Raw genomic sequence first — 26361 nt, 5'->3', positions numbered from 1 at the left:
ATCTCCTTTGATTCTTGAGGGAGCCCGGGCTCAGAGGCCGCGAAACTCGTCCTCTGTAATGACCCGATAGGCGTGTTGCGCCTCCAGATACTCCAGTAACACGACGCGATCGCCGCGTTTGAAAGCTCGTGCCTCATCGGCACGCACACGCAGGATCAGGCCCGCGCCGCCGTCCTCGAGCACGGCTTCGCCATGTTCCAGGGTGACTCTGCCGCTGCGTACCACAGCCGTCTGCCCCAGCACCGACTTGCTGCTGGTGGCCTCCATCTTGAGAAACAGCGGGCGCAGCGGACGACAGATCGTCGCGCTGATGGGCGCTGCCAGGAACAGTGCGAGCACCGCCAGCAACAGGCCCAGGGGATAGCGCAGCCAACCCAGGGGCAGGTGGCTGAGCACGTAGAGTTCGGCGAAATAGGTCAGGAACCAGCTGAAGAACATCAGCAGGGTCAGCACCAGGGTGACCGGCACCCCGTTGAGTTTGAACTTGATCAGCAGCCCGGCCAGGCCTTCGCCGGCGTGGGCACTGTCGAGCAGCGAGTCGGCCTCGAAGTCCAGCAGGTCGACTTCAAGCATGCCCATGGCCACCACGGCCCAGTAGATCACGGCCAGGCAGAGCATGAAGCTGAACAGCACTGTGGGGAACGACAACACTGTCTGCAGGAAGATTTCCATTGCTTTCCTATCCCTGAAAAAGCCGGGCAAGGCCAGGCGGCCCCGCCCCTACAACACAACGGTGAATCAGGACTTGCTACGGTCCTTGAGGCGCGCCAGCACGCTGTCGGCGCTGGTGCTGCCAGCAACGATCCCGGCTTCACGCAACTTGGCATCCAGGGCATCGTCCGGGCTGCTGGTATTGGCCAGCTCGGCCGCGGCGTCCATCTTTGCCGCGCGCTCGGCCTGCTTCTGCTTGATCCGCTCCAGGGACTCCACGGCGGTGTACAGCTTGCTCTGGGAGCCGCCGTAGCGCTGGGCCACGGCCTGCTGGGCCTTCTGCACGCTTTCGGTGGCCTTGACGGTATCCACCTGTTGTTTCAAATGCTTGATATTGCCCTCGGCCTGGGTCACGGCCTTGCGCAACTGCGCGACGCTGGCGGCAAAACCATCGGCCTGCTCACGCTCCACGGCCAGGTCATTTTCCAGGTTGGCGATCTTTTGCGCCACTTCCTGGGCAAGGGCTTCGTTGCCCGCTTCCAGGGCCTTGAGGGCGTAGCTTTCATACTCGGCGATCTTGGCCGCGCTGCCGTTGGCGCGCTCGGCGGCGAGTTTCTGCCGGGCCATGATCTCGGCCAGGGCTTCCTTGGACTTGCGCAGTTCCTGGTCGGCGTCGCGGATCTCCTGATCGAGAATCCTCAGTGCCTGGCTGTCCACCAGGGCCTCGCCCGCCTCATTGGCACCACCGCGCAGCGCGGTGAGCAGCTTGCTCCATACGTTCATGTGCATTCCTCCAGGTCAGGCCTGAGCCTTCAGGTAGCCTTCGTAGGCCTCGGTTGCCCTGATCACGTTGCTGGCCAGGGTTTCGATCTCGTAGAGCACGTTGGAGAGAATCGAGGTTGCGCTCAGGGCGCCGTACATCATGTAGTGGCGCTCACCGCCAAAGCGGGTTTCCAGGCCGATGCTCGACAGCGGGAACAACTGGCGGCTGAGCAACACTTCCTCGTTGAACGCGGCCACATCGGTCACTTCGCTTTGCGGCCACAGCAGCGCCTCCACCAGGATCTGCTCGCCGGACAGGGCCACGAACAACGGCAGGTCGCCGTATTCGCGCATGGTCACGTGCAAGCTCGGCTCGGCACCCTCCAGCAGTTCAACGCTGGCTTCGCCACTGCTGAACAACTCGGTGGCTACCAGGGCCTGGCACAGCGATCGGGCATTCCAGATCTGCGGCATGCTCATTTCTCCATCCTTTTCCACAGGAGCCAGCCCTTCTGAGGGCTGACGCAGTTTGCGTTCAACCGCCAGCAACGCCTGGGCGTTCTCCGGCAGTATCCAGACTTCCTTTTTCACCAGGCCCTGATCACGCAGGCGCTGGCGGAATAAACGTTGGTAATGGGCTGAGGATTTGTTTTCCATGGCGCAGAGACTAGAACATCACATGTAAGGTTTTCAATTCATCACATGTAAAATTTACAGGCGACATTTGTAACAAGAAATATCAGGAAGATCGCTCGGCAAACAGCCGCAAGGCGTCCATCGCTGCATAGACCCTTTTACAGCTTTCGCAACCGCTCTTTTTTCAAGCGGCGTCATTAAACCCTGCCGCCCAATAGAATGAGAAGCACAATAATCCTTGGCCCGGGCGGGAAATAATCGGCAAAGGCAGGCGTCAGGCGCTGCCTTAATGGCGACCAATGGTCTAGGCTAGGCGGATTTTCCTGCCCAGCGGATGCCCCATGACCAGCCTCAGCAAGCCCCTCGCCGGATTGAAAGTGATAGAACTCGGCACCCTGATCGCCGGCCCTTTCGCCTCGCGCATCTGCGCCGAGTTCGGTGCCGAGGTGATCAAGGTCGAGTCACCCGATGGCGGCGATCCGCTGCGCAAGTGGCGCAAGCTGTATGAAGGCACCTCGCTGTGGTGGTTCGTCCAGGCACGCAACAAGAAGTCCCTGACCCTGAACCTCAAGCACCCGGAAGGCCTGGCGGTGCTCAAGCAACTGCTGGGCGAAGCGGACATCCTGATCGAGAACTTTCGCCCCGGCGTGCTGGAAAAACTCGGCCTGGGCTGGGACGTGCTGCACGCCCTCAACCCCAAACTGGTGATGGTGCGGCTATCGGGCTTTGGCCAGACCGGGCCGATGAAGGACCAACCGGGCTTCGGCGCGGTGGGCGAATCCATGGGCGGCCTGCGCTACATCACCGGTTTCGAGGACCGCCCACCGGTGCGCACCGGAATTTCCATCGGCGACTCCATCGCTGCCCTGTGGGGGGTGATCGGCGCGCTGATGGCGCTGCGTCACCGCGAGGTCAACGGCGGCCAGGGGCAGGTGGTGGACGTGGCGCTGTACGAGGCGATCTTCGCCATGATGGAAAGCATGGTTCCGGAGTTCGATGTATTCGGCTTCATCCGCGAACGCAGTGGCAACATCATGCCCGGCATCACCCCTTCGTCGATCCACACCAGTGCCGACGGCAAGCACGTGCAGATCGGCGCCAACGGCGATGCGATCTTCAAGCGCTTCATGCTCCTGATCGGCCGTGAGGACCTGGCCAATGACCCGGCCCTGGCCAGCAACGACGGGCGCGACACCCGCCGCGACGAACTCTATGGGGTGATCGATCGCTGGGTGGCGTCCCTGCCCCTGGAGCAGGTGCTGGAGCAGTTGAACCAGGCCGAAGTCCCGGCGAGCCGGATCTTCAGCGCCGAGGACATGTTCCACGACCCGCAATTCCTCGCCCGGGAAATGTTCCTCCAGGCCAGGCTGCCGGACGGCAAGGCCTTCAAGATGCCCGGCATCGTGCCAAAGCTCTCGCAGACTCCGGGCTCGGCCGACTGGGTCGGCCCCGAGCTCGGCGAACACTCCAGCGAAGTTCTGGCCGGCCTGGGCTACAGCAGCGAGCAGATCCAGGACCTGCGCAACTCTGGGGCAATCTAAGCTGAAACAGCCGTCTCACACTGCCCCCCCGCAACGGGCCCAGCGACGCCCGAGGCCAGGCCTTGGCCGGTTGACGATGGCGCTCGCGACCTGCCTGCTGTGGCTGCCCTGCGCCCCCGGCCACGCCGGCGAAATGCTCACCTGGCTGCTGCGCGACCTGCCGCCGCTGAATATTTTCGAGGGCCAGCAAAAAGATCGAGGAGTGGTCGACCTGCTGATGCCGCAATTGATTGCCAGCCTGCCGGAGTACCAGCACGAACTGGTACGGGTCAATCGCGCCCGGGGCATGCAGATGTTGCGCGACCCCAGCTTCACCTGTGATCCGGCGCTGATCTGGAACAAGGAGCGTGCGCAATGGGTGGCCTTTTCCATCACCAGCTTTCGAGTGCTGAGCAATGGCCTGGCGATCCGCCGTGCCGACCGTGAACAGATCGCGCACTTCATCCATGACGGCAAGGTCGACCTGCATGGCCTGCTCGACAGCGGCAAGGAACTGATCGGGGTGGTGGCCGAGCGCAGCTACGGGCAACAGCTCGACAATCTGCTGCAGCAGGTTGCTCCGCAGCAGATCCGCGCCCACTACGGCAACGACGCCCTGGGCAGCCTGCTGCAGATGCAGCGCCTGGGGCGCCTGCAACTGCTGTTGGGCTACTGGCCGGAAATCCGCTACCAGGCCGTGCAGCAGGGCATGGACCCGCAGGATCTGGAGTTCTACCCGGTCGAAGGCACCAGCAAGTATCAGGAAATCCACGTCGGCTGCTCCGATACCCCGCAGGGCCGCAAAGCCATCACCCGGATCAACCAGGCCCTGCTCAAGCTGCGCGAGGAGCGACTGGTGGAGTTGTATGCCGCCTGGCTGGACCCCGGAATGCGCGATGAATACCGCGCCGATGCCCGGGCCTACTTCCAGGACTTGAAGGACCACTGACAAACGCCGGGCAAAAAGAAACCCCGAGAAGTGGGGAGACGACTCGGGGTTAAACGTGGTCTTTGCAGACCCGTACCAGCAGGCCACAAGCACCGGAGCACAATGCCTGATCCTGCTGATACTGAGTCTGACTGACGGGCCTGGCGGAAGGTTCCGTAAAATTTCAGATCAATTGCGCCGGGCGAACGCCTTGTCTTCGGCGGCATGGCGCAGAGCGGCGATCACGCAGGGCTCGAGCCGGCCTTCGGCGATCAGCACATCACGGTGCAGGCCGTCCACCACATCAGTGAGCAGGCGCTTGTCAGTGAGCTGGGCCCGATTGACCTCACGCTCCACCACGATGGCGCCGGCAGCATTCTTCAAGGTCACCAGGCATTCGCCCCGAGCCCCGCAAGGCGTCAGAGCAACCTGGTAAGGGCTCAGGGCCTCACTCAATAAAAGACTGATACTTTCCATCTAGATCACCACTCAATAGCTCGAATTAAAGGTTCGAAAACAAAAATGCCGGTAGCTTTCTGACATTCAAGTGACCATCGCTCAGAGAAGAAAGTTCGCCACACCTACTGCTGCCGACCTGAGTCAATCGAGCATGCACGGGTAATATGACAGCTGAAAAACGGCCGACCAGGCGCAAACAACGCCGCCTTTGCATTGGAGCTCAGCTTTGAAAGCAACGACGAACAACAAATTGCGCATCATCCTTGCCGACGACCACCCGATCTTCCTCATTGGCCTGCGCGCCGTCCTGGAACAGGACGACAGCCTGGCCATCGTCGGCGAGGCCAGCTCGCCCTCCGCCCTGGCGCAACTGATGCAGGAGATCGAATGCGATGTGCTGGTGACGGATTTCATGATGCCAGCCGAACAGCAGAACGACGGCCTGCGCCTGATCGAACAGCTGCGCCGCCGCCACCCCGACCTGCCCATCGTGGTGGTGACCATGCTCAACCACCCCGGGCTGTTCCGCTCGATCCTCGATCTGGGAGTAACGGGCCTGCTGAGCAAGGCCAGCCTGGCGGACGAGCTGCCGACCGCCATCGCCCGGGCGCGGCAACACAAGCCCTACATCGCCCAGGCCATCAAGCAGGCCCTGAGCCTGGCCGGCGAAGTGGGGCCGGACCGCCTGGTTTCCAGCGATCAGTTGTCGCCGCGGGAGCTGGAAGTGATCCGCCTGTTGGCCGCTGGCCATGCGGTCGGGGAAATTGCCGCGCAACTCAACCGCAGCAAGCAGACCGTCAGTGCGCAGAAGGTCAGTGCCATGCGCAAGCTCGGCCTGTCCAGCGAAGCCGCGCTGTACATCTACGTGCAGGAGCACGGGCTGTCCTAGGCACACAGGCCCTCAGCGCCAGCCCCCTCAGCACCCCGGTCCAGCGCCTGCGCCAGCCACTGGCGCATCTGGGCGGCGCTCATCGGCCCGGCCAGGAAGCAGCCCTGCAGATGGGCCGCCCCCAGGGCCTTGGCCGCCTTATAGTCGGCCTCGCTCTCGATCCCGGCCACCACCACTCCCAGGGACATGCGCCGGGCCATGTTCATCGCCCCACCGACCAGGGCCACCTTGCGCTCGTCGGCCGCCATGCCCGCCACGAACACCGGGGGAATCTTCAACTCGGTAAAGGGCAGTTCCAACAGACGCTGCAGGCTGGTGCCGCCGATGCCGAAGTCGCCGATGGACAATTTGCAGCCGATCATCCGCAGGCGCAGCAGCGCCTCCACATGGGCGGTATCGGTCTGTAGCCGGGTGGTGTCGATGATTTCCAGGGTCAGCAGCCGGGCGGGCACTTCGAAACGCCTGAGCAAGGCCTCCAGCTGACGGGGAAACAGCGGCCGTTCAAGGATGCCGATGGGAATGTTCACTGCCACCGGCAACGAATGGCCCATCACCAGCTTCACCCCGGCCGCCAGCTCCAGGGCCTGTTCCAGCATGTGCCAGGTAAAGATCTCCTGCAGGCCGGCGAACTCGATCAATGGCAAAAACTCCCCGGGCATCAGCAGCCCGCGCTCGGGGTGCTGCCAGCGGGCCAGGGCCTCGACCCCCTGGAGCTCGCCGTGGGGCTGGATGACCGGCTGGAAATGCGCCACGCCGTGGCCCAGGATCGCCGCCAGCCCTTCCTCCTGGGTGACGCTGTCGAGGGAAAACGGCTCCAGCCCGAGCAAGTCCCGCAGCAACGCCTGGTCCGGCGCAGGCGCCCCCTGCCTGGAGTGCTGCTGGTAGGCCGTGAGCAAGTCGCCGATCACCGCCACCGAGGCCGGCTTGGGCAGGCAGCCCAGCACTTTCAGGCTCAGCTCCCGGGCCATGCCGGCCGCCCCCTCCAGCACATCCTCTTCAGCATCGCTGAGGATGATCAGCGCCCGGGCCCGCTCCTGGCGGGCCAGGTCACGGATCAACTCCAGCCCGTCGGCCTGCTCCAGGTACAGGTCGCAGATGGCGATATCCACCGGCCCCTTGCTGTCCAGCGAACGCCGCGCGGCCTCGACACTCTCGGCGGTCAGCACATTGAACACGCCATTGGCGTTGAGCATCTGGTGCAGGGCCATCAATTGGAACGAGTTATCTTCGAGAATCAGCACTTTAAGCGAATGCATGGGGCAACCTCCGGTACGACGTGCGTGGCAAGTATCCACAACGAGCCGGCAGGTTAATAAGACAATTCCTACGCACACATAGGACAAGTCTTAATCATCCAGGACAGCCTGGATATCACTGCGCAAGCTGGCGATGACCTCCAGCAACAATGGCCAATGACGATCGATGGCCTCGTCCTGCCGCCCCTTGACCAGCCCCTCGAGCTCGATACAGGCCCTGGCCAGGGGCAGGGCATCGATCAGGCAGCACACGCCCTTGAGCCGATGCAGGGTACCCCCTAGGCGTTCCCGGTCGCGGGCCTGGTGCGCCGCTTCCAGCGCCTGCTGCTCCTCGGCGAGGTTGCGCAACAACTCGTGCAGCATGCGTTGCAGCACCTGGTCGTCGGCCTGGGTCATGCTGCGCAAGGTCTGGATGTTGAAGGATGGCGGCGGCAGGAAGCGCGCCAGGGCCTGGGCCAACTGATCCAGGGTTACCGGCTTGACCAGCAGTTGATCCATTCCGGCCTCCTCGCAGCGCTCGCGTTCGTCTTCAAAGGCATTGGCGGTGCAGCCGATCACCGGACAACGCCCGCGCCCTTCCTGTGCCTCGGCCTGGCGTATCGCCTCGGCCAGGGCGTAGCCGCTCATGTCCGGCATGTTGCAGTCAGTCATCACCACGTCGAAGGTGCCGCTACGCCATTGCTGCAACGCCTCCCGGGCATTGTCACAGGCCACCACCCGGTGCCCGAGGAACATCAGTTGCTGGCACAGGACCATGCGGTTGGCGCTCAAGTCATCCACCACCAGCACCTCCATGCTCCGGCTCGGCGGACGTTCCTGCGTCGACGCCGGCCCAGACTCGAAATCGTCACTGACCCGCTCCAGGTACAACTCCAGCGACACCACGGTACCTACCCCGGGCTCGCTGAGCAGGTGAATCCGCCCGCCCATCAGTTCCACCAGTTGCCGGCAGATACTCAACCCCAGCCCGGTGCCGCCGTAGGCTGACGAGGTCATGGCATCGGCCTGGACAAAAGGCGTGAACAGCTTGGCCTGCTGCTCGGCGCTGATACCGCGGCCGGTGTCCGCAACACTGATGCGCAGGCACTCAAGGCCGGACTCGTCAGGCTGGCACTCCACCGTCATCCGCACCTCGCCCTGGGCGGTGAATTTCAGCGCGTTGCTCAACAGGTTGTGCACTACCTGGCGCAGGCGCGCCGGGTCGAACAGATAACGGCCCTTGGCCCGCTCACTGAACACCAGCTGCAACTGCACGCCCTGGTTGCGCGCCGTGACCTCGAACAACTGCCGGATACTCTCGAAAAACGGCTTGAGGGCGGTGACCTGGGGCACCAGGTGCATATACCCGGCCTCGATCTTGGCCAGGTCCAGGCTATCGCCCATCAGGCCGATCAATTCCTGGGCAGACTGGTAAGCCACCCGCAGGGCTTCGGAAAAGGGCACGCCGCGCAGCCGCGCCTGCTCTTTCTCCAGCTCCAGCAGGCCAAGGATGGCGGTCATCGGTGTGCGGATCTCGTGGCTCATGGTGGACAGGAAAGCCGTCTTCGCCGCGTTGGCCTGATCGGCCGCCTGGCGCGCCTCCACCAGTTGGTTCTCCAGGCGCTTGCGCTCGGTGATGTCGATCCAGCCGCCCAGCAAGCCCTGCAACTGCCCTTCTGCACTGTAGAAGGGCACCGCCCACTGATAGACATCGATAGGGCCATCCCTGGACTCCACCTGTCGGTCGGCGAACACCGACTCACCGGAGGCCAGCAACTGCATGAACTCACCATGCAACTGCTGGGCGGTGGCCGGCGGCAGGATGTCCAGTTCGGTCAGTTGCCGCCCCTGGATCTGCGCCAGGCTGGTGCCCAATTGCTGTTCATAACTCTTGTTGCAGGTCATCAAACGCCCCTGCAGGTCGCGCACGAAAATCGGGTTGGGAATACCGTCGAGCAAGGCCCGCTTGAACACCAGTTGATCATTGAGCCGCTGTTCAGCCAGCAATCGCTGCTGGATCTGGCGCTTGAGGCGACTGTTCCAGGCCAGGGAAATCAGGCCGAACAGCAGCGCTGTGGCAATCGCCCAATACACCCAGTTCGGCACGCGCTGCCAGGCAGGCACCGGCACTGGCGTAGCCCCCAGCCATTTCAGGCGCAGAGCGCTGAGCTCCGCTACCGGCAAGGCTTCCAGTGCCTTGTTGAGAATGCTCAGCAGCTCGGGCTGGTCCTTGCGCACGGAAAACTCGTCGGCCGACCAGGTGCCCTCGACACTGCGCCCTACCATCACCCCGGTCTCGGCCGGCCCCAGGGCTTGCACCTCGCTCTGGATAGTCGCCATGGCCTCGCCATTGCTGACCAGGGCCCGGGCCTCTTCATAGCTGGCAACGCTGCGCAGGCGAATGTCCGGGTAGTTGCGCCGGATAAAACTCTCCAGGGTGTGCCGGGCCGGAAGCACCAGCACCTCCCCCGCCATCTGCTTCAGGCTGCTCAGGCGCCGGTCCTCGGGACGCACCACGAACACCCAGGCCGCGCCGCCGAAGGCATGGGAGAAGTTCAGGAACAGCCGCCGGTCATCGCTGGCCGTGAGGGTGGTGTTCATCTGCGCCTCCCCGCTTTCCAGCAGTTCCAGAGTCTGGGCAGTAGTCTGGCTTTCCTTCTGCACGAAATGCAGCCCGGTCATGCGCGAGATACGGTTGAGCAGGTCGATATTGAGGCCGGTCCACTGGCCTTCCTTGTCCTTGAACACATGGGGCGGGTATTGCTGGGAGGCCACCACCACATGCTGGTGCTGGAGGATCCAGGCCTGTTCCTGGGCGCTGAGCTCGATCGGCTCGGCGAAGTTGCTCGCCCCAAGGCCAGTGGTCCAGCGTGCCTGGATTTCCCGGCGTATGGATTCATCGATGCTTTGCAGGGCCTTTTCCAGCAACTGTGCCAGCAGCACATTGCTGTCGCGGGTGGCGAAGGCGAAGCCGGTGGGCGGCAGGCGGCTTTCCACGTGGATCTGCAACCCCAGGTAGGGACGCAGGGCCTTGTAGGCGCGAACGATCACCTCGTTGCCGATGAAGGCGTCGGCATCCCCCTGCTTCACCGCTTCCAGGCCGCTGTAGAGGTTCGGTGAAAGCATGATCTGGCTGTCGGGATAGGCCGCATGGACCTGGGCGGCATTGGCGTAGCCGTCCAGCAGCACCACCTTCTTGCCCGCCAGGTCGTCACTGGGCTGCGGCTCGTCCCGACGCACCACGACCACCGCCAGGTCCGGCATGTAGTCACTGGTAAAACGCAGCCCCGGCGCTCCGCGCTCATAGCCGTTGGCACTGGTCAGCACATCGATGGTGCCGTTGCGCAGCGCTTCCACCGCCTGCTCGCGCTCGGAAAAGCCCAGGACCTCCATGGACGTCCCCAGGCGCTCGCCCACCAGGCTCAGGTAATCGGCGCTGATGCCCTGGTAACGGTTACGGTCGCGAGTGATGTCGATGGGCTGGTAGTCATCGATGGAAATCCCCACCCTTAGGGTCCGGTGGCTTTTCAGCCATCGCTGCTCGGCGGGAGCCAGGGGCAAGGGGTCGAGATCGACAAAGGCCGGCACCAACTTGAAAGACAGGTTCTGAGCGGCGTAGGCAGGTGCCGCCCAAGCGAATATTGCACAGACCAGCACAGGCCCGTACAGCCAGCGCTGGACGGGCAGTTTCCGATAGGTTCGACGGCGAATCATCCGGGCCTCCCGGCGTCTTGCGAGCCACACTCATGCCACTGGGGCAAGAAAAAACAAAGCCCGTCAGAAGACGGGCTTGTTAGTCGGCAAAGCCAATGAATCAGAGCGGCTTGCCACGATTGCCGTGCTGGCTGACGAAAGCCTGCACCGCTTTCAGGTCGTTGGCCAGGACCGTGCAGCGCTCTTCACGCTGGAACAGGTCGGACAGGTGCGCCGGCAGCTCCAGAGCCTTGCCGACACCGGCCTTTTCCACCGCATCCGGGAACTTGACCGGGTGCGCGGTGCCCAGGACCACCATGGGTGTATCCAGGCTGCGCCGACATTCACGAGCGGCCTTGACCCCGATCGCGGTGTGCGGGTCCAGCACTTCGCCGGTCTGGGCGAAGACTTCGGCGATGGTTTCGCAGGTCTGCTCGTCGTTCACCGCCAGGGAGTCGAACAGCTTGCGCGCTTCGGTCCAGCGATCCTGTTCGACGCTGAAACCGCCGCCCTGCTTGAAGCTGTCCATCAAGGCCGCCAGGGCCGCGCCGTTGCGACCGTGCAAGTCGAACAGCAGACGCTCGAAGTTCGACGAGACCATGATGTCCATGGACGGCGACAGGGTCGCGTGCAGGGTTTCCTTGACGTACTGATTGCCGCTCATGAAGCGGTGCAGGATGTCGTTGCGGTTGGTGGCGACGATCAGCTGGCTGATCGGCAGGCCCATGTTGCGCGCCAGGTAGCCGGCGAAGATGTCGCCGAAGTTGCCGGTGGGCACCGAGAACGCGATGGAACGTGCCGGGCCGCCCAACTGCAGGGCCGCGTGGAAGTAGTAGACGATCTGGGCCATGATCCGCGCCCAGTTGATCGAGTTCACCGCCACCAGGCGAGTGCCCTTGAGGAAGCCTTGGTCGGCGAAGCTGGCCTTGACCATTTCCTGGCAGTCGTCGAAGTTGCCTTCGATGGCGATGTTGTGGATGTTCTCGCCGAGGATGGTGGTCATCTGCCGGCGCTGCACTTCCGATACACGGTTGTGCGGATGCAGGATGAAGATGTCGACGTTGTCGCAACGCTTGCAGCCTTCGATGGCCGCCGAGCCGGTGTCACCGGAGGTGGCACCGATGATCACCACGCGCTCGCCGCGCTTCTCCAGCACGTAGTCCAGCAGGCGACCCAGCAGCTGCAGGGCGAAGTCCTTGAATGCCAGGGTCGGGCCATGGAACAGCTCCAGCACCCACTCGTTGCCGTTGAGCTGGCGCAGCGGCGCAATGGCGTTGTGGGAGAAGGCGCCGTAGGTTTCTTCAAGGATCTTCTTGAAATCGGCGTCCGGAATGCTGCCGCTGACGAACGGGCGCATGACCCGGAACGCCAGCTCGTGATACGGCAGGCCAGTCCAGGAAGCGATTTCTTCCTGAGTGAAACGCGGCAGGTTCTCTGGCACATAGAGACCGCCGTCGCTGGCCAGACCTGCCAGCAGCACATCTTCGAAATTCAGGGCCGGTGCCTGGCCACGAGTACTGATATAGCGCATGGGGACAAACCTTCGGTTTGAGCCTCAAGCCGCAAGCTTCAAGCCTCAAGTCAAAGCCGATCAGCTTCTGACTTGGCGCTTGCCGCTTGCCACTTGCGGCTGCTTCATTAATTCAAATGTTCGACGCGGATACGCACCACCGGGCCAACGACGCCCTGCAGGGCCTCCAGGGCGGTGATCGCATCGTTGATGTGCTGCTCCAGAACACGGTGGGTCAGCAGGATCATCGGCACCAGGCCGTCCTGCTCTTCCACTTCCTTCTGCATGATCGATTCGATGTTGATGCCGCGCTCCGAGAGGATGCTCGCCACCTGGGCCAGTACGCCCGGGTGATCCTTGGCCTGGATGCGCAGGTAGTAGGCGCTCTCGCAGGACTCGATCGGCAGGATCGGATGATCCGACAGCGAGTCAGGCTGGAACGCCAGGTGCGGCACGCGGTTTTCCGGATCACTGGTCATGGCGCGAACCACGTCCACCAGGTCGGCCACCACCGAGGAAGCGGTCGGCTCCATGCCCGCGCCGGCGCCGTAGAACAGGGTCGAACCGGCAGCATCGCCATTGACCATGACCGCGTTCATCACACCGTTGACGTTGGCGATCAGGCGATCGGCCGGAATCAGGGTCGGGTGCACCCGCAGCTCGATACCGGCCTCGGTGCGGCGCGCCACACCCAGGTGCTTGATGCGGTAGCCCAGGGCCTCGGCGTAGTTCACGTCGGCGGTGGTGAGCTTGGTGATGCCTTCGGTGTAGGCCTTGTCGAACTGCAGCGGGATACCAAAGGCGATGGAGGCCAGGATGGTCAGCTTGTGCGCGGCATCGATGCCTTCGACGTCGAAGGTCGGATCGGCTTCGGCGTAGCCCAGGGCCTGCGCTTCGGCCAGCACGTCTTCAAAGGTGCGGCCCTTCTCGCGCATTTCCGAGAGGATGAAGTTGCCAGTGCCGTTGATGATCCCCGCCAGCCAGTTGATACGGTTGGCCGAGAGGCCTTCGCGGATCGCCTTGATCACCGGGATGCCACCGGCAACGGCGGCTTCGAAGGCCACGATCACGCCCTTCTCCTGGGCCTTGGCGAAGATCTCGTTGCCGTGCACGGCGATCAGCGCCTTGTTCGCGGTGACCACGTGCTTGCCGTTCTCGATGGCCTTGAGCACCAGGTCACGGGCCACGGTGTAGCCGCCCACCAGCTCGATGACGATATCGATTTCAGGGTTGGTGGCCACGGCGAAGACATCGTTGGTAATCGCAATACCGGTCGTTTGGAACTGCGGCTTTGGCGTACGGGTAGCAATCTGCGCTACTTCGATTCCACGCCCGGCACGGCGGGCAATCTCCTCGGCGTTGCGCTGAAGTACGTTTAGGGTACCGCCACCGACAGTACCCAGCCCACAGATGCCTACTTTGACCGGATTCACTCTGAACTCCCCATAAAACGGCCGACTCTAGGCCGGCCGTGGAATACAGCCGCAAACTGCGCGGCTCTCTATTAATGGCCCGCCGGCTTGGCCGGCGGGCCATGATCGTCAAAGGCTAGCGTGACGATGCAGGATTATTTCGCACCCAGGGCCAGTTTGGCGATCTGCGGTGCCGGCTGGTAGCCGGGAATCACCTGGCCATCGGCCAGAACGATGGCCGGGGTGCCGTTGACACCGATCGACTGGCCCAGGGCGAATTGCTTGGACACCGGGTTGGCGCACTTGGCGGCCTTGATTTCCTTGCCGTCGACCATCTTGTCCATCGCGGCTTTCTTGTCCGCCGAGCACCAGACCGCCTGCAGCTGTTCGTCACCCGGCGAGCCCAGGCCCTGGCGCGGGAACGCCACGTAGCGCACTTCCACACCCAGCTTGTTCAGCTCGGGCACTTCGGCGTGCAGCTTGTGGCAGTACGGGCAGGTGGTGTCGGTGAACACGGTGATGTGGGTCTTGGTTTCGCCAATGGCTGGATAGACCACAGTTTCCGCGACCGGAATGCCGTTGATCAACTTGGAAATGCCCAGGCGCTCGGTTTTTTCGGTGAGGTTGACCGGCTTGCCATCCTTGAGCTGGAACAGGTAGCCCTGGACCACGAACTGGCCGTCGGCGCTGGCGTACAGCACACGGCTGCCCTTGAGCTTGACTTCGTACAGGCCACCCATGGGGCTGGCGGTAATGCTTTCCACAGGCGTTTCGAGCTGCAGGGTCTCGAGGCTCTTGCGGATGGCTTTCTCGGCACTGTCATCGGCCATGGCAAAAGTGCTGAGCAGCGCCAGGGAGGCGGCGGCAAAAATCTGGGTCAAGCGCATGGGAACTCCTGAAGGCGGGCAAATGGGCCACTCGCAGCGATCACCATGGCAACCGCTCGCAAACAGCCGTTTTGCAAACCGGCAAAGCCTATCACATCTGTTTGCCGGCACCGACTACGGGCGACGCAAAGCGCGGCCCGGAAGGCAAATCAACCGCGCGGATGGTGCTTGGCGTGCAGATCCTGCAGCCGGGCGCGGGCCACATGGGTATAGATCTGGGTGGTGGACAGGTCGCTATGGCCCAACAGCATCTGCACCACTCGCAGGTCGGCGCCGTGATTGAGCAGATGGGTAGCGAAGGCATGGCGCAAGGTGTGGGGCGACAGCGCCTTGCCGATCCCGGCGACCTTGGCCTGGTGCTTGATCCGATGCCAGAAGGTCTGGCGAGTCATCTGCTCGCCACGCAGGCTGGGGAACAGCACGTCGCTGGGACGCCCGCCCAGCAGCTCGGCACGGGCATCACGCATGTAGCGCTCGACCCAGACAATCGCCTCCTCGCCCATGGGCACCAGGCGCTCCTTGCTGCCCTTGCCCATGACCCGCAGCACGCCCTGGCGCAGGTTGACCTGCTCCAGGGTCAGGCTGATCAGCTCGGTAACCCGCAGGCCGCAGGCATAGAGCACTTCGAGCATGGCCCGGTCGCGCTGGCCGATGGCCTCGCTCAGGTCCGGCGCGGCCAGCAGCGCTTCCACATCCGCCTCCGACAGCGACTTGGGCAACGGACGCCCCAGTTGCGGCATGTCGATCTGCAAGGTTGGATCGATTTCAATCAGCTTTTCCCGCAGCAGATAGCGATAGAAACCACGCACGCCCGAGAGGAATCGCGCTGTCGAGCGGGGCTTGTAGGCTTGCTCCACGCGCCAGGCCAGGTGATCGAGGATCAGCTCGCGCCCGGCCCGCGGCAACTCCAGCCCCTGCTCCTGCAACCAGCCGTTGAACAACGCCAGGTCACTGCGATAGGCGTCGCGCGTGTTGTCGGACAGGCCTTTCTCCAACCACAGGGCGTCGAGAAAACGGTCGATCAGGGGGTGGTCGATGGCAGGCATAAAGACTCGAAAGGCGCGGCCCAGAGGCCAGGCGTAAAAAAATAGTGAACTGCGCGCAGGGTCGCTAGTCTTTCATAGCCAGCCATTTTCAGGAACAGGGTGCATTGATGAGTGAACAACAGATTCTGCTGGCCTTCGGCGGCATCGGCGTGGCCGCGCTGGGCTGCCAGTGGCTGGCCTGGAGGCTGAAACTGCCGGCCATTCTCTTTCTGTTGCTCAGCGGCATTCTGGCCGGGCCGATACTGGGCTGGCTCGACCCGCAGGAGATGTTCGGCCCGCTGCTGATGCCCCTGGTTTCGCTGGCGGTGGCGCTGATCCTGTTCGAAGGCAGCCTGACCCTGCACCTCTCCGAGTGGCGCGAGATCGGCAGTGTGGTGCACCGCCTGGTGACCATCGGCGCGCTGTCCACCTGGGCCGTGATCACCCTGGCCACCCACTGGCTGCTGGGCTTCGACTGGATGCTGGCCCTGCTGTTCGGCACCCTGACCCTGGTCACCGGACCGACGGTGATCGTGCCCATGCTGCGGGTAGTGCGGCCCAAGGCCTCGATCGCCAATATCCTGCGCTGGGAAGGCATCGTCATCGACCCTATCGGCGCCCTGCTGGCGGTGGTGGTCTACAGCTTCATCATCGCCAGCGCCGAGGGCGCCGGTCTGAGCCAGAGCCTGCTGACCTTTGGCGGGGTGATTCTGTGCGGCAGCCTGTTCGGCATCGCCGGCGGCTGGGTCCTGGGCAGCATCATGCGCCGCCAGTGGCTGCCGGAATACCTACACAACCTGGCAACCCTGGCGGCAGTGCTGGGAATCTTCATCGCTTCCAACCAGGTGATGCACGAATCCGGACTGCTGGCGGTGACCCTGATGGGCATGTGGATGGCCAACATGAAGGGCGTGGATGTGCGGCACATCCTGCACTTCAAGGAAAACCTCAGCGTGCTGCTGATTTCCGGGCTGTTCATCCTCCTGGCGGCACGCCTGGACCTCAAGGCGCTGATTGCCCTGGGCCCGCTGGTGCTGATCCTGCTGCTGGTGATCCAGTTTATCGCCCGGCCACTGAACGTGCTGCTGTCCACGGCCGGCTCCAGCCTCAACTGGCGTGAACGCGCCTTGCTGGCGTGGATTGCCCCACGGGGGATTGTTGCGGCAGCAGTGTCAGCGATCTTCGCCATCCGCCTGGATGAAGCCGGTCATGAGGGGGCATTGCTGCTGGTGCCACTGACCTTTGCCGTGATCATCGGCACCGTGGTCCTGCAAAGCGCCACGGCTCGCCCCCTGGCGCGCCTGTTGAAAGTCGCCGAGCCGGCGCCCAGCGGCTTTCTCATCGTCGGCGCCAACGGCCCGGCACGGACCCTTGGCAAAGCCTTGCAGCAACTGGGCAGCCGGGTGCTGTTGACCGACTCCAGCTGGGAAAACATTCGCGCGGCGCGCATGGAAGGGCTGCCCACCTATTTCGGCAACCCGGCCTCGCAGCACGCCGATGCCCATCTGGACCTGGTGGGCCTGGGCCACTTGCTTGCACTCTCGCCCTCAGGAGAGCTGAACACCCTGGCCGCCATGCGCTTTCGCCACGACTTCGGCCACCAGCGCCTGTTCGCCCTGGCCAACAGCCAGGAAAGCCGGCGCACCGACAAGCACCGGGCCAGCCACGAACACCGCGGCCAGTTGCTGGGCAGCGAGGCCTTGACCTACACCAAGCTGGCCAGCCTGCTGGGCCAGGGCGCGGAGCTGTACAGCACCAATCTGACCGAAGCCTTTGGCTGGGACGATTACCAGGCCCTGCACGGCGAACGCGCCACTCTGCTGTTTGCCCGCGACAGTAGCGGCTGGGTGCATGTCGTCACCCCAGACAGCAGCCTCAAGCCGGCGGCAGGCTGGACGCTGCTGGCCCTGATCCAGCCCGAGTCCCTGTAACGCTAACTGGTTTGCCAGCGAAGAGGCCCGATGGCTTATTCGCCGGCACGCCGGCTCCTACGTCGCAAACCCTGGAAGCACCGGCACCGGGCGCTTGTCATCGTCGATGGCGACAAAGCTGAACAAGCCATGGATGGCCTTTTCCCGACCATCACAGCTCATGCTCTCTACAAACACCTCGACTTCGACCTTGAGGCTGGTGTTACCCACCTTCACCACTCGCCCCACCAATTCGACGATCGAACCTGCGGCAATCGGATGGTTGAAATCAATGCGGTCGGTGGACACCGTCACCAACGGCAGCCGGCAGAAACGGGTCGCGGCGATAAACGAAACCTCGTCCATCCAGGCCAGGGCAGTGCCGCCGAACAGGGTGTTGTGATGATTGGTGGTGGACGGGAATACCGCCTTGGTCACGCGGGTCACCGAGAGTTCGGTACGGCGCTGGATTTCTTGCTCACGAAGGGTCATCGGACTACTGCCTGAATGGATGGATCCGCGCACGGGCACGCTGCGGGCATGGAACGCCCATGAGCACTGCAGGGCAGCGACCCAAGGCTTGATGGGAATAATCGGGGGCGGCCTGCCTGTGGATAGAACCAGGCCAGGATTGCCGGGAGGATGCGACGCACCCTGGGCGTCCGTGCAGGCTGCACGGATCGGGCGATCACACTTTATTGGGCCGGCGAGTATATCGCCGCCCGGCAGGGGTCGAAAGAACCCGCCAGGGGCCAAAGGCCACAACCGGCGATAAAAAATGCGATTATCCGCGCACTGAAAAAGGAGACCCGCCGCCATGGATGCCCCGCTCGCGCCTTCGCTCATCGCGCACCTGCAACAACGCCTGAACATCGACCGAGTGGATCATCCGAACTTCATCGGCCCGCCGCCCGACATCAGCCCATTGACGCCCGCTCAATTGGGCAGCCTGTGGCCGGCCATCCGCCGGGCCCTGCGCGACCATGCCAACCCGGCGGCGCAGCAACTGGCGACCGCGATCGTGCAGCAGGCCACGCAACTGGAACTGAGCCCGGCCCTCGATCAAACCACCCTGCTGGAGGCGCTGCGCAGTTGCGTGAACTGGCAGGAAGCGCTGGAACAACTGGCCTGTTTCAGCGGAACACCGAGTCCCGCCTTGACCGAGGAACTGCGCAGGATCCTTGCGGAGCCGGGCCCACAGTGGGCGCTGTACTACCACCAGGCGTACGTGCTGGCGCAATGGGTGGATGAAGAAACCCGCACGGCGCTGCGGCGCTGTGTGGAACAACACTACGCCGATGCGCCCTACGCCCGGCAGGAGTTCGAACTGCTTGGGCAACTGGAGCCTCGCTCACGGCAGGCCCTGGCCGGCAGCGAGTACTGGACCGGCCATCATCACCTGAGCGCCGATCCGGCCAGGGTGCTGATGGATGACGCGGCGTACGTCGAATTCTCACAGCAGATCCTCAGTACCGCAGCCCAGCGCCTGGACGCCATCCACAGCGGCGCCACGCCCTATGTGGCCGATGGCGCCTTTACCACCGATGACACTCCGGTGATCGCCCGCGCCGCGCGGGTCGCCCTGCTGCGCGATGCCTCCTGGCTGCCGCCACTGATGGACATTTTGCTGCCCAAGGCCTGCGTCGCCCCGACCCAGGCCAAGACTGCGCCGTCGCAGTCCCTGGCCATCGCCCTGGGGCATTGCATCGAGCAGGTGCCAACCCCGGAAAGCGTGCAGGCACTGCGCAGCGCCCTGGGCCTGGTGCGCCATGCCAGCATCCAGAAAAAACTCGCCCGCAACCTCAAACCTGCCGAACGCGGCCTGGCCCAACGCCCCGAGATCGCCCTGCGCCTGGCCCCCACCAGCACGCCCGGCAAGGCCCAGCACGGGCTTCTGGCCAGTTGCCTGGAATCCGGGCTGTGGCAAGCCTTTGAGTTGTCTTTGCGCGACTGGCGAGCGCAACTGGCGGACTCCGCCGTGGGCTCGCCCTTTGCCCGCTCACTGGTTTGGGTTGCCCATTGCACAGATGGCCAACGCCGCAGCTTCCTGCTGGACGCAGATGCGCAAGCGCTAGACTCCCGGGGCCAACCGCTGAGCCTGGATGCCGGGTGCAGGATTTCGCTATGGCACCCGCTGTCAGCCAACGCCGCAGAGCGCCACGCCTGGCAGGCCCTGATCAGCGAACGCCGGATCAAACAACCGCTGCGCCAAGTGTTTCGCGAGTACTACCTGCCCTCTCAGCAAGAGCTGGAAAGCCACACCTGCCAGGCATTCGCCGGATACAGCCTGTCCATCCGCCCCCTGATCGGCCTGGCCCGCCGCGAAGGCTGGAAGATCGACAGGGACAGCGGCCTGAGCCGGAACCTGGGGGATATCCGGGTGAGCTTTGCGGTGGACGCGGCACTCTATCCGGGGCTGCAGGGGCACTGCCTGTCCGGCAGTGCAAGCTTCGCTCGGCGCACCGATAAACACTGGCAGCCGATGCTGCTGCAGGATGTGCCGCCGCAGGTGTTTTCAGAAGCCTGCCGGGCCATCGACCTGCTGGTGAGCGTCAGCAGTTTCGCCATCGAAGAGCTGGTACAGAGCGCCACCGGCCAGCCCCTGCCGCAAATGCCGGCCGCCAGGCGCGAGCAACGCCTGAACCTGCTGGCCGGGCACAACCTCACCCAGATGGCTCTGATGCGCCAGCACGTGCTGGGCAGGGCTTTCGCCCCACTTATCGAGCAGGGAATGTTGTCGATGGAGGGGCGCCATGTCCGCATCGGCGACCATGCGGTGCATCTGGCCACCGGGCGCGTGACACGCGATGGCGAACCCGTGGAGATGGCCCTGGCGGCGCAAAGCGGCAAATTGACCGCCCTGCCCTGGCTGCCTTATGACGAGGTACTGCTGGAACGGATCGCCAACACGGTCTGCGCCCTGCTGAACCGCTCCGGGCATTAAATGACAGGCAACAAAAAAGCAGCCCGTAGGCTGCTTTTTTCTGCATCGGAAGCTGGACTTAAGCCAGTTTTTCCTTGATGCGAGCTGCTTTACCCGACAGGTCGCGCAGGTAGTACAGCTTGGCTTTACGCACGTCACCGCGACGCTTGACAGCCATGCTGTCGATCTGCGGGCTGTAGGTCTGGAAAGTACGCTCTACGCCAACGCCGTTGGAGATTTTACGTACGGTGAACGCGCTGTTCACACCGCGGTTGCGCTTGGCGATAACTACGCCTTCGAACGCCTGCAGACGGGAACGATCACCTTCCTTCACTTTCACCTGAACGACAATGGTGTCGCCCGGGGCAAAGGCTGGGATCTCTTTGGTCATCTGCTCTGCTTCGAGTGCAAGGATGATTTTGTTGGTCATGCTGTGCTCCTAAGGTAAATCGTCGGATCTACCATCGATACGTTGTTAACTATCGTCCCGCTCGCGGAGATATTCCTCGAGCAGCTTCTTCTCTTCTCCAGAAAGCGAGCGGCTTTCCAGAAGATCGGCGCGTCGTTCATAGGTCCGACCAAGGGACTGCTGTAAACGCCAACGCCGGATGTGTGCGTGGTTGCCACTTAGCAACACGTCGGGAACACGCTGATCCGCATACACCTCCGGTCGGGTGTAGTGCGGGCAATCCAGCAGACCGTCCGTGAAGGAATCTTCCTCCGCGGAATCCACATGCCCTAAAGCTCCGGGCAGCAGTCGCGTAACCGCATCAATCAGGACCATCGCCGGCAGCTCGCCACCGGAGAGTACATAGTCGCCAATCGACCACTCTTCATCGACATGAGCATCAATAAAACGCTCGTCAATGCCTTCATAACGACCAGCAATCAGGATCAATGCATCCTCATTCGCCAACTCGCGCACCGCCGACTGATTCAGTTGGCGGCCTTGGGGCGACAGGTAGATCACCTTCGCGCCCTCCCCGGCTGCGTTTCTGGCCTGAACCAGTGCATCTTCCAGGGGCTTGATCTTCATCACCATGCCCGGACCACCGCCAAACGGGCGATCGTCCACAGTGTGATGTCGATCCGTGGTGTAGTCTCGCGGATTCCAACAGGTCAGCTGCAACAGCCCCTGTTTCACCGCGCGGCTGGTTATGCCGTACTCGCTGATGGCGGAGAACATCTCGGGAAACAAACTGATCACTTCTACGCGCAAGTTAGCCACGCTTAGAAGTCCGCATCCCATTCCACCTTCATCTCGCCCGCGGCCAGGTCGACGGCCAACACACATTGCTCGGTATAGGGCAACAGGCGTTCGCGATCATCCAGGCTGCCAGCGCAAGGCTTGACCACCATTACATCGTTCGAGCCGGTCTCCAGCAGGTGATCGATCTTCCCGAGCAGTTGCCCGAGGCCGTCGATAACCTTGAGACCTTGCAGCTGGTACCAGTAGTACTCGCCGTCGGTCAGTTCAGGGAACAGGCTGCGCGGCACGCAGATCTCGTAACCGGCCAGAAGACGAGCTTCCTCGCGATCATCAAGACCCTTGAGCTTTGCGACCAGGAACTTGTCGTTCCCGCGTCCGCTGACCAGCTCAACCTGCTTCACGCTACCTTCGCGCTTGAGCGTCCAGGTTTTGTAGTCCAACAGGTTTTTAATCGGATCAGTAAAGGAAAAGACCTTCACTTCGCCGCGAACGCCATGAACAGAGTAGATTTTGCCGATAACGATCAAATCATCAGCAGGAGCTGGCGTCGCGTTCATAGGGTTCAGGCTGCAGCCTTAGCCGATTCCTTCAGCAACTGAGCAACACGCTCAGAAGGCTGTGCACCAACGCTCAGCCAGTAGGCTACGCGCTCTTGGTTCACGGACAGGCGGACTTCTTGACCACGAGCGATCGGGTTGAAGAAGCCAACTTGTTCTTTGTGCGAACCGTCGCGTGGGTTGCGGCTGTCGGTCACGGTCAAGTGGTAAAACGGGCGCTTTTTGGAGCCGCCAAGGGCAAGACGGATTGTTAGCATGTGAACATCGTTCCTGTAGTCGGTGCTGCAAATCTAAATGCACAGCGGGCATGGGTGCCCGAAAGGCCGCATATTCTAAGGAATATCCGGACTTTTGCAAATGACTTTTTCCGGCGCCCGTCGGCTGCCATTCAGATTTGCCATGGAGCTGCCGCAAGCGACAGCGAGTGAGCGCACCCCAATCGAGGGTTTGCCCGGGATTCCACGTCCCCGTGGAAAAAAGCGCCGGCATGACGGCCGGCGCGGATTCTTCAGATCTTCGGCATGCCGCCGCCGGGCAACATACCGCCCATGCCGCGCATCATCTTGGCCATACCGCCCTTGGCGGAGAACTTCTTCATCATCTTCTGCATCTGCTTGTGCTGCTTGATCAAGCGACCGATGTCCTGCACCTGGGTGCCGGAACCCAGGGCGATCCGGCGCTTGCGCGAACCGCTGATCAGCTCGGGGTCGCGGCGCTCGGCCGGGGTCATGGAGTTGATGATGGCTTCCATCTGCTTGAACTGCTTCTCTGCCGCGCCCTGGGCATTGCCCATCTGCGCCAGGTTCACGCCACCGATGTTCGGCAGCTTGTCCATCAGGCCGCCGAGACCGCCCATGTTCTTCATCTGCTGCAACTGATCGCGGAAGTCTTCGAGGTCGAAGCCCTTGCCCTTCTTCAGTTTTTTAGCAAGCTTGTCGGCCTTGTCCTTGTCGAGGGTCGCTTCAGCCTGTTCGATCAGGCTGAGCACGTCGCCCATGCCGAGGATGCGCGAAGCGATGCGCTCAGGGTGGAACGGCTCCAGGGCTTCGCTCTTCTCGCCCATACCGATGAACTTGATCGGCTTGCCGGTAATGGCTCGCACCGACAGCGCGGCACCACCACGGGCATCGCCGTCGACCTTGGTCAGGATCACACCGGTCAGCGGCAGCGCGTCGCCAAAGGCCTTGGCGGTGTTGGCGGCGTCCTGACCGGTCATGGCGTCGACCACGAACAGGGTTTCCACCGGCTTGATGGCCGCGTGCAGCGCCTGGATCTCGTCCATCATCTCGCTGTCGATGTGCAGGCGACCGGCGGTGTCGACAATCACGACATCGATGAACTTGAGCTTCGCTTCCTTAATAGCCGCTTCGGCGATAGCTACCGGCTTCTGGCTCAGGTCCGATGGGAAGAAGGTCACGCCAATATCATTGGCCAGGGTTTCCAGCTGTTTGATAGCCGCCGGACGGTAGACGTCCGCGGAGACCACCATCACGCTCTTTTTCTTGCGCTCTTTAAGGAAGCGCGCAAGCTTGCCGGCGGTGGTGGTCTTACCCGCCCCCTGCAGACCGGCCATCAGCACCACGGCCGGTGGCACTGCGCTGAGGTTCAAATCTTCGTTGGCCGCGCCCATCAGGCTTTCCAGCTCGGCCTGGACGATCTTCACAAAAGCCTGGCCCGGCGTCAGGCTGCGAGACACTTCGGTGCCGACCGCACGCTCCTTCACGGAGTTGACGAAGTCCTTGACCACCGGCAACGCAACGTCGGCTTCGAGCAGCGCCATGCGCACTTCGCGCAGGGTGTCTTTGATGTTGTCCTCGGTCAGCTTGGCCTTGCCGGTGACATGGCGCAGCGTCTGCGAGAGACGGTCGGTTAGGTTTTCAAACATGCTCGATCCTTTCAGGCCCAAGGTAGACCGGGGGTAATGGCGGCCCAGAGCGTAATAAACAGGTGCTCGATGAGCCTGCGGCGTGGGCAGGTCGCGGATTATAGCGAAGACTGTGCGTGGCGGACACCTCGCCGTCTGCTTGCCTGGTCTTTCAGGGCTCTGGGTTCTATGCCAAACTCAGCGACTTTCGGGCCTGCCTAACAGGATTTATGCTCCCCTTGTCACCCAGTTTGCTACCCACCCTCGCCGCCGCCGTCCTTTATGCCGCTGCGACCTTCTACCAAGGCTCCCGCCTGGCCACAGGCGCCAAGGCGAACAAGCGCCTGCTGGTTACGCTCGGCATCCTGGCCTTGCTGGCCCATGCCGCCAGCCTGCTGACCCACTTGCTGACTCCGGTCGGCCTGGGCCTGGACTTCTTCAGCGCCGCCAGCCTGATCGCCGCTGCAGTCATCGCCCTGACCCTGCTGGCCTGCTGGCGCATCCCGGTGGAAAACCTGCTGGTACTGCTATTCCCGCTCGGCGCCCTGACCGCGCTACTGGCGCAATTCGTCCCCACAGGCACAGTGCCGGTGATCGATGAGGAGCCCGGGATCCTCGCCCACATCCTGTTGTCGATCCTGGCCTACGGCATGTTCACCATCGCGGTGTTCCAGGCCTTGTTGCTGCTGGTGCAGGACCATCAGCTGAAGAACAAGCACCCGTCCGGGCTGATCAGGAACTTCCCGCCGCTGCAAACCATGGAAAGCCTGCTGTTCGGTTTTCTCTGGGCCGGCTGGACCCTGCTGTCGCTGTCGCTGATCTCCGGCTGGCTGTTCGTCGAGAACCTGTTCGCCCAGCACCTGGTGCACAAGACACTGCTGGCCTGCCTGGCCTGGGTAGTGTTCAGCGTGCTGCTATGGGGCCGCAATCGCCTCGGCTGGCGCGGGCACAAGGCAATTCGCTGGACCCTGGCAGGTTTCTGCCTGCTGATGCTGGCCTACTTTGGCAGCAAGCTGGTTCGTGAATACATCCTGCACATCTGACGACCGGCCATGACCGACTCCCTGCCCACCGGGCCCATGCTCGCGGTAATCGCCCTGCTCATCGTCTGGTCGGGCCTGTTCACCGCTATCGATGCCGCCCAGCAGCACCTGCTGACCCTGCGCAGCAACTCGCGCAATGGCGACAAGTCCCAGGCACGCCTGGCCTTCCCCAAGGAAAGCCTGATCCTGTGCAATACCCTGTGCCGGGTCCTGGCCGTAATCATCAGCACCCTGCTAGCGCTGTTCTACTGGGCGGAAAATGGCCCCTGGCTGGCCTGCCTGATCAGCACCTGCGCCCTGCTGGTGCTGGCCGAATACCTGCCGCGGGCTCTGGCCATGCGCTACCCGGAAGGTACCTTGGGCTTTGGCAACAGCCTGCTGTTCATCCCGATGAAAATCGTCTATCCCCTGGCCTGGCTGCTCGACACCCTCAGCCAGTTGCTGCTGCGCCCGTTTGCCCGCAAGGCCAGCGCGGTCAAGCACAGTGACGACGACCCGGCGCTGCTGGACGACGAGCCCACGCCACAGGAGCCACATGCCCTGTCCGGCATCCACGCCCTGGACAACATCACCGTCAATGACATCCTGGTGCCCCGCAGCGAAGTGGACGGTATCAACCTGGACGACCCGATCGAGGACATCATCGCCCAACTGCGCCTGAACCGACGCACACGGCTGCCGGTGTTCCACAGCGATATCAACCAGGTCGAAGCGGTGCTCAACACCCGACAGATCCGTCACCTGCTGCCGGACGCCAGCCTGACCAAGGAGGCCCTGCTGGCGGCCTGCCACGAGCCCTACTTCGTCCCGGAAAGCACCCCGTTGCAGTTGCAACTGCTCAACTTCCACAAACAGCAACGGCGCCTGGGCATGGTGGTGGACGAATACGGCGAAGTGCTGGGCATCGTCACCCTGGAAGATATCCTCGAAGAAATCGTCGGCGAGTTCGAAAGCGAGCACAGCCTGGACAACCCGCACATCCACCCCCAGGCCGATGGCCGCTATGTGGTGGAAGGTGCGGCATCGATCCGCGAGCTGAACAAGAGCCTGGGCTGGCACCTGCCCAGCGACGGTCCCAAGACCCTCAACGGCCTGGTCACCGAAGCCTTGGAAACCATCCCCGACAGCGCGGTGTGCCTGAAAATCGGCCGCTACCGCCTGGAAATCCTCGAAACCGAGGAAAACCGCGTCAGCCGCGTACTGATCTGGCACACCAGCAGCGTCCCCGCCCGCATCTGATCGCCTGC

General features: G+C 62.9%; 23 protein-coding genes. 7 read left to right on the top strand and 16 right to left on the bottom strand.

Annotated elements, in window-relative coordinates; translation table 11 throughout:
- Nucleotides 1–30: 30 nt before the first annotated feature.
- From A9971_RS07985 to A9971_RS07975, 3 genes are all read right to left on the bottom strand, one after another.
- The gene (locus tag A9971_RS07985; RefSeq protein ID WP_011059461.1) at nucleotides 31–672 is read right to left on the bottom strand and encodes an OB-fold-containig protein; all 642 of its coding nucleotides are present in this window, start codon (nucleotides 670–672) and stop codon (nucleotides 31–33) included.
- Nucleotides 673–738: 66 nt separating this feature from the next.
- Nucleotides 739–1434, bottom strand: a complete 696-nt coding sequence (locus tag A9971_RS07980) for a PspA/IM30 family protein (RefSeq protein ID WP_183001371.1) — start codon at nucleotides 1432–1434, stop codon at nucleotides 739–741.
- A 15-nt stretch (nucleotides 1435–1449) separates the two neighbouring features.
- The gene (locus A9971_RS07975; RefSeq protein ID WP_011059459.1) at nucleotides 1450–2070 is read right to left on the bottom strand and encodes a YjfI family protein; all 621 of its coding nucleotides are present in this window, start codon (nucleotides 2068–2070) and stop codon (nucleotides 1450–1452) included.
- 320 nt (nucleotides 2071–2390) lie between these two features.
- Between A9971_RS07975 and A9971_RS07970 the strand changes: the two genes are divergently transcribed.
- Nucleotides 2391–3590 carry a CaiB/BaiF CoA-transferase family protein gene (locus tag A9971_RS07970; protein WP_011059458.1) on the top strand — a complete coding sequence of 400 codons (1200 nt, stop codon included), beginning with the start codon at nucleotides 2391–2393 and terminating at the stop codon, nucleotides 3588–3590.
- Between the two features lie 76 nt (nucleotides 3591–3666).
- Nucleotides 3667–4518, top strand: a complete 852-nt coding sequence (locus A9971_RS07965) for a TIGR02285 family protein (protein WP_065364568.1) — start codon at nucleotides 3667–3669, stop codon at nucleotides 4516–4518.
- A 168-nt stretch (nucleotides 4519–4686) separates the two neighbouring features.
- On the opposite strand, the gene A9971_RS07960 is transcribed toward A9971_RS07965, so the two are convergent.
- The gene (locus A9971_RS07960; RefSeq protein WP_011059456.1) at nucleotides 4687–4974 is read right to left on the bottom strand and encodes a DUF3509 domain-containing protein; all 288 of its coding nucleotides are present in this window, start codon (nucleotides 4972–4974) and stop codon (nucleotides 4687–4689) included.
- 208 nt (nucleotides 4975–5182) lie between these two features.
- Between A9971_RS07960 and A9971_RS07955 the strand changes: the two genes are divergently transcribed.
- On the top strand, nucleotides 5183–5845 hold the full coding sequence (locus tag A9971_RS07955) for a response regulator transcription factor (RefSeq protein ID WP_011059455.1): 663 nt from the start codon (nucleotides 5183–5185) through the stop codon (nucleotides 5843–5845).
- Here A9971_RS07955 and A9971_RS07950 read toward each other — a convergent pair.
- From A9971_RS07950 to xerD, 6 genes are all read right to left on the bottom strand, one after another.
- Nucleotides 5842–7101, bottom strand: coding sequence for an EAL domain-containing protein (locus A9971_RS07950; RefSeq protein WP_183001370.1), 1260 nt, complete (start codon nucleotides 7099–7101; stop codon nucleotides 5842–5844). The genes A9971_RS07955 and A9971_RS07950 overlap by 4 nt on opposite strands.
- Nucleotides 7102–7191: 90 nt before the next feature.
- Nucleotides 7192–10794 (bottom strand): ATP-binding protein, encoded by a 3603-nt coding sequence (locus A9971_RS07945; protein ID WP_183001369.1) that lies wholly within the window; start codon nucleotides 10792–10794, stop codon nucleotides 7192–7194.
- A 100-nt stretch (nucleotides 10795–10894) separates the two neighbouring features.
- Entirely contained in the window at nucleotides 10895–12304 is a 1410-nt protein-coding gene (gene thrC, locus A9971_RS07940) for a threonine synthase (RefSeq protein ID WP_183001368.1), read from the bottom strand.
- Between the two features lie 107 nt (nucleotides 12305–12411).
- Nucleotides 12412–13716, bottom strand: coding sequence for a homoserine dehydrogenase (locus A9971_RS07935; RefSeq protein ID WP_011059451.1), 1305 nt, complete (start codon nucleotides 13714–13716; stop codon nucleotides 12412–12414).
- Between the two features lie 134 nt (nucleotides 13717–13850).
- On the bottom strand, nucleotides 13851–14582 hold the full coding sequence (locus A9971_RS07930) for a thioredoxin fold domain-containing protein (RefSeq protein ID WP_011059450.1): 732 nt from the start codon (nucleotides 14580–14582) through the stop codon (nucleotides 13851–13853).
- Between the two features lie 149 nt (nucleotides 14583–14731).
- A complete protein-coding gene (gene xerD / locus A9971_RS07925) occupies nucleotides 14732–15628 on the bottom strand; it encodes a site-specific tyrosine recombinase XerD (RefSeq protein ID WP_011059449.1) in 897 nt (298 codons plus the stop codon).
- Nucleotides 15629–15735: 107 nt separating this feature from the next.
- On the opposite strand from xerD, the gene A9971_RS07920 reads away from it, so the two are divergent.
- A complete protein-coding gene (locus tag A9971_RS07920; protein ID WP_065364573.1) occupies nucleotides 15736–17538 on the top strand; it encodes a sodium:proton antiporter in 1803 nt (600 codons plus the stop codon).
- A gap of 57 nt (nucleotides 17539–17595) precedes the next feature.
- Here the strand turns inward: A9971_RS07920 and A9971_RS07915 are convergent, their stop codons facing one another.
- Nucleotides 17596–18009 (bottom strand): acyl-CoA thioesterase, encoded by a 414-nt coding sequence (locus A9971_RS07915; protein WP_019094772.1) that lies wholly within the window; start codon nucleotides 18007–18009, stop codon nucleotides 17596–17598.
- Nucleotides 18010–18334: 325 nt separating this feature from the next.
- Between A9971_RS07915 and A9971_RS07910 the strand changes: the two genes are divergently transcribed.
- Nucleotides 18335–20461 carry a DUF4132 domain-containing protein gene (locus tag A9971_RS07910; RefSeq protein ID WP_183001367.1) on the top strand — a complete coding sequence of 709 codons (2127 nt, stop codon included), beginning with the start codon at nucleotides 18335–18337 and terminating at the stop codon, nucleotides 20459–20461.
- Nucleotides 20462–20519: 58 nt separating this feature from the next.
- Here the strand turns inward: A9971_RS07910 and rplS are convergent, their stop codons facing one another.
- The 5 genes from rplS to ffh all read right to left on the bottom strand — a co-directional run bounded on the left by rplS (nucleotide 20520) and on the right by ffh (nucleotide 24092).
- Entirely contained in the window at nucleotides 20520–20870 is a 351-nt protein-coding gene (rplS, locus tag A9971_RS07905) for a 50S ribosomal protein L19 (protein ID WP_009047143.1), read from the bottom strand.
- 45 nt (nucleotides 20871–20915) lie between these two features.
- On the bottom strand, nucleotides 20916–21689 hold the full coding sequence (trmD, locus tag A9971_RS07900) for a tRNA (guanosine(37)-N1)-methyltransferase TrmD (RefSeq protein ID WP_019094770.1): 774 nt from the start codon (nucleotides 21687–21689) through the stop codon (nucleotides 20916–20918).
- Complete coding sequence (gene rimM, locus A9971_RS07895) at nucleotides 21671–22207, bottom strand: ribosome maturation factor RimM (RefSeq protein ID WP_011059444.1); 537 nt, start codon at nucleotides 22205–22207, stop codon at nucleotides 21671–21673. Before rimM ends, trmD begins: the two co-directional genes overlap by 19 nt.
- A 5-nt stretch (nucleotides 22208–22212) precedes the next feature.
- Nucleotides 22213–22464 carry a 30S ribosomal protein S16 gene (rpsP, locus tag A9971_RS07890; protein ID WP_007927680.1) on the bottom strand — a complete coding sequence of 84 codons (252 nt, stop codon included), beginning with the start codon at nucleotides 22462–22464 and terminating at the stop codon, nucleotides 22213–22215.
- 251 nt (nucleotides 22465–22715) lie between these two features.
- A complete protein-coding gene (gene ffh, locus A9971_RS07885; protein WP_011059443.1) occupies nucleotides 22716–24092 on the bottom strand; it encodes a signal recognition particle protein in 1377 nt (458 codons plus the stop codon).
- Between the two features lie 209 nt (nucleotides 24093–24301).
- Between ffh and A9971_RS07880 the strand changes: the two genes are divergently transcribed.
- Both A9971_RS07880 and A9971_RS07875 read left to right on the top strand, forming a co-directional pair.
- Entirely contained in the window at nucleotides 24302–25114 is an 813-nt protein-coding gene (locus A9971_RS07880) for an inner membrane protein YpjD (RefSeq protein WP_011059442.1), read from the top strand.
- A gap of 9 nt (nucleotides 25115–25123) precedes the next feature.
- Nucleotides 25124–26353, top strand: a complete 1230-nt coding sequence (locus A9971_RS07875; protein WP_183001366.1) for a transporter associated domain-containing protein — start codon at nucleotides 25124–25126, stop codon at nucleotides 26351–26353.
- Nucleotides 26354–26361 lie beyond the last annotated feature (8 nt).

The sequence above is a fragment of the Pseudomonas sp. UME65 genome (assembly GCF_014170225.1).
In the GTDB taxonomy this organism is placed as follows: domain Bacteria; phylum Pseudomonadota; class Gammaproteobacteria; order Pseudomonadales; family Pseudomonadaceae; genus Aquipseudomonas; species Aquipseudomonas protegens.
Note: the sequence above shows the minus strand (reverse complement) of the source record. Positions and strands in the feature narration are given on the sequence as shown.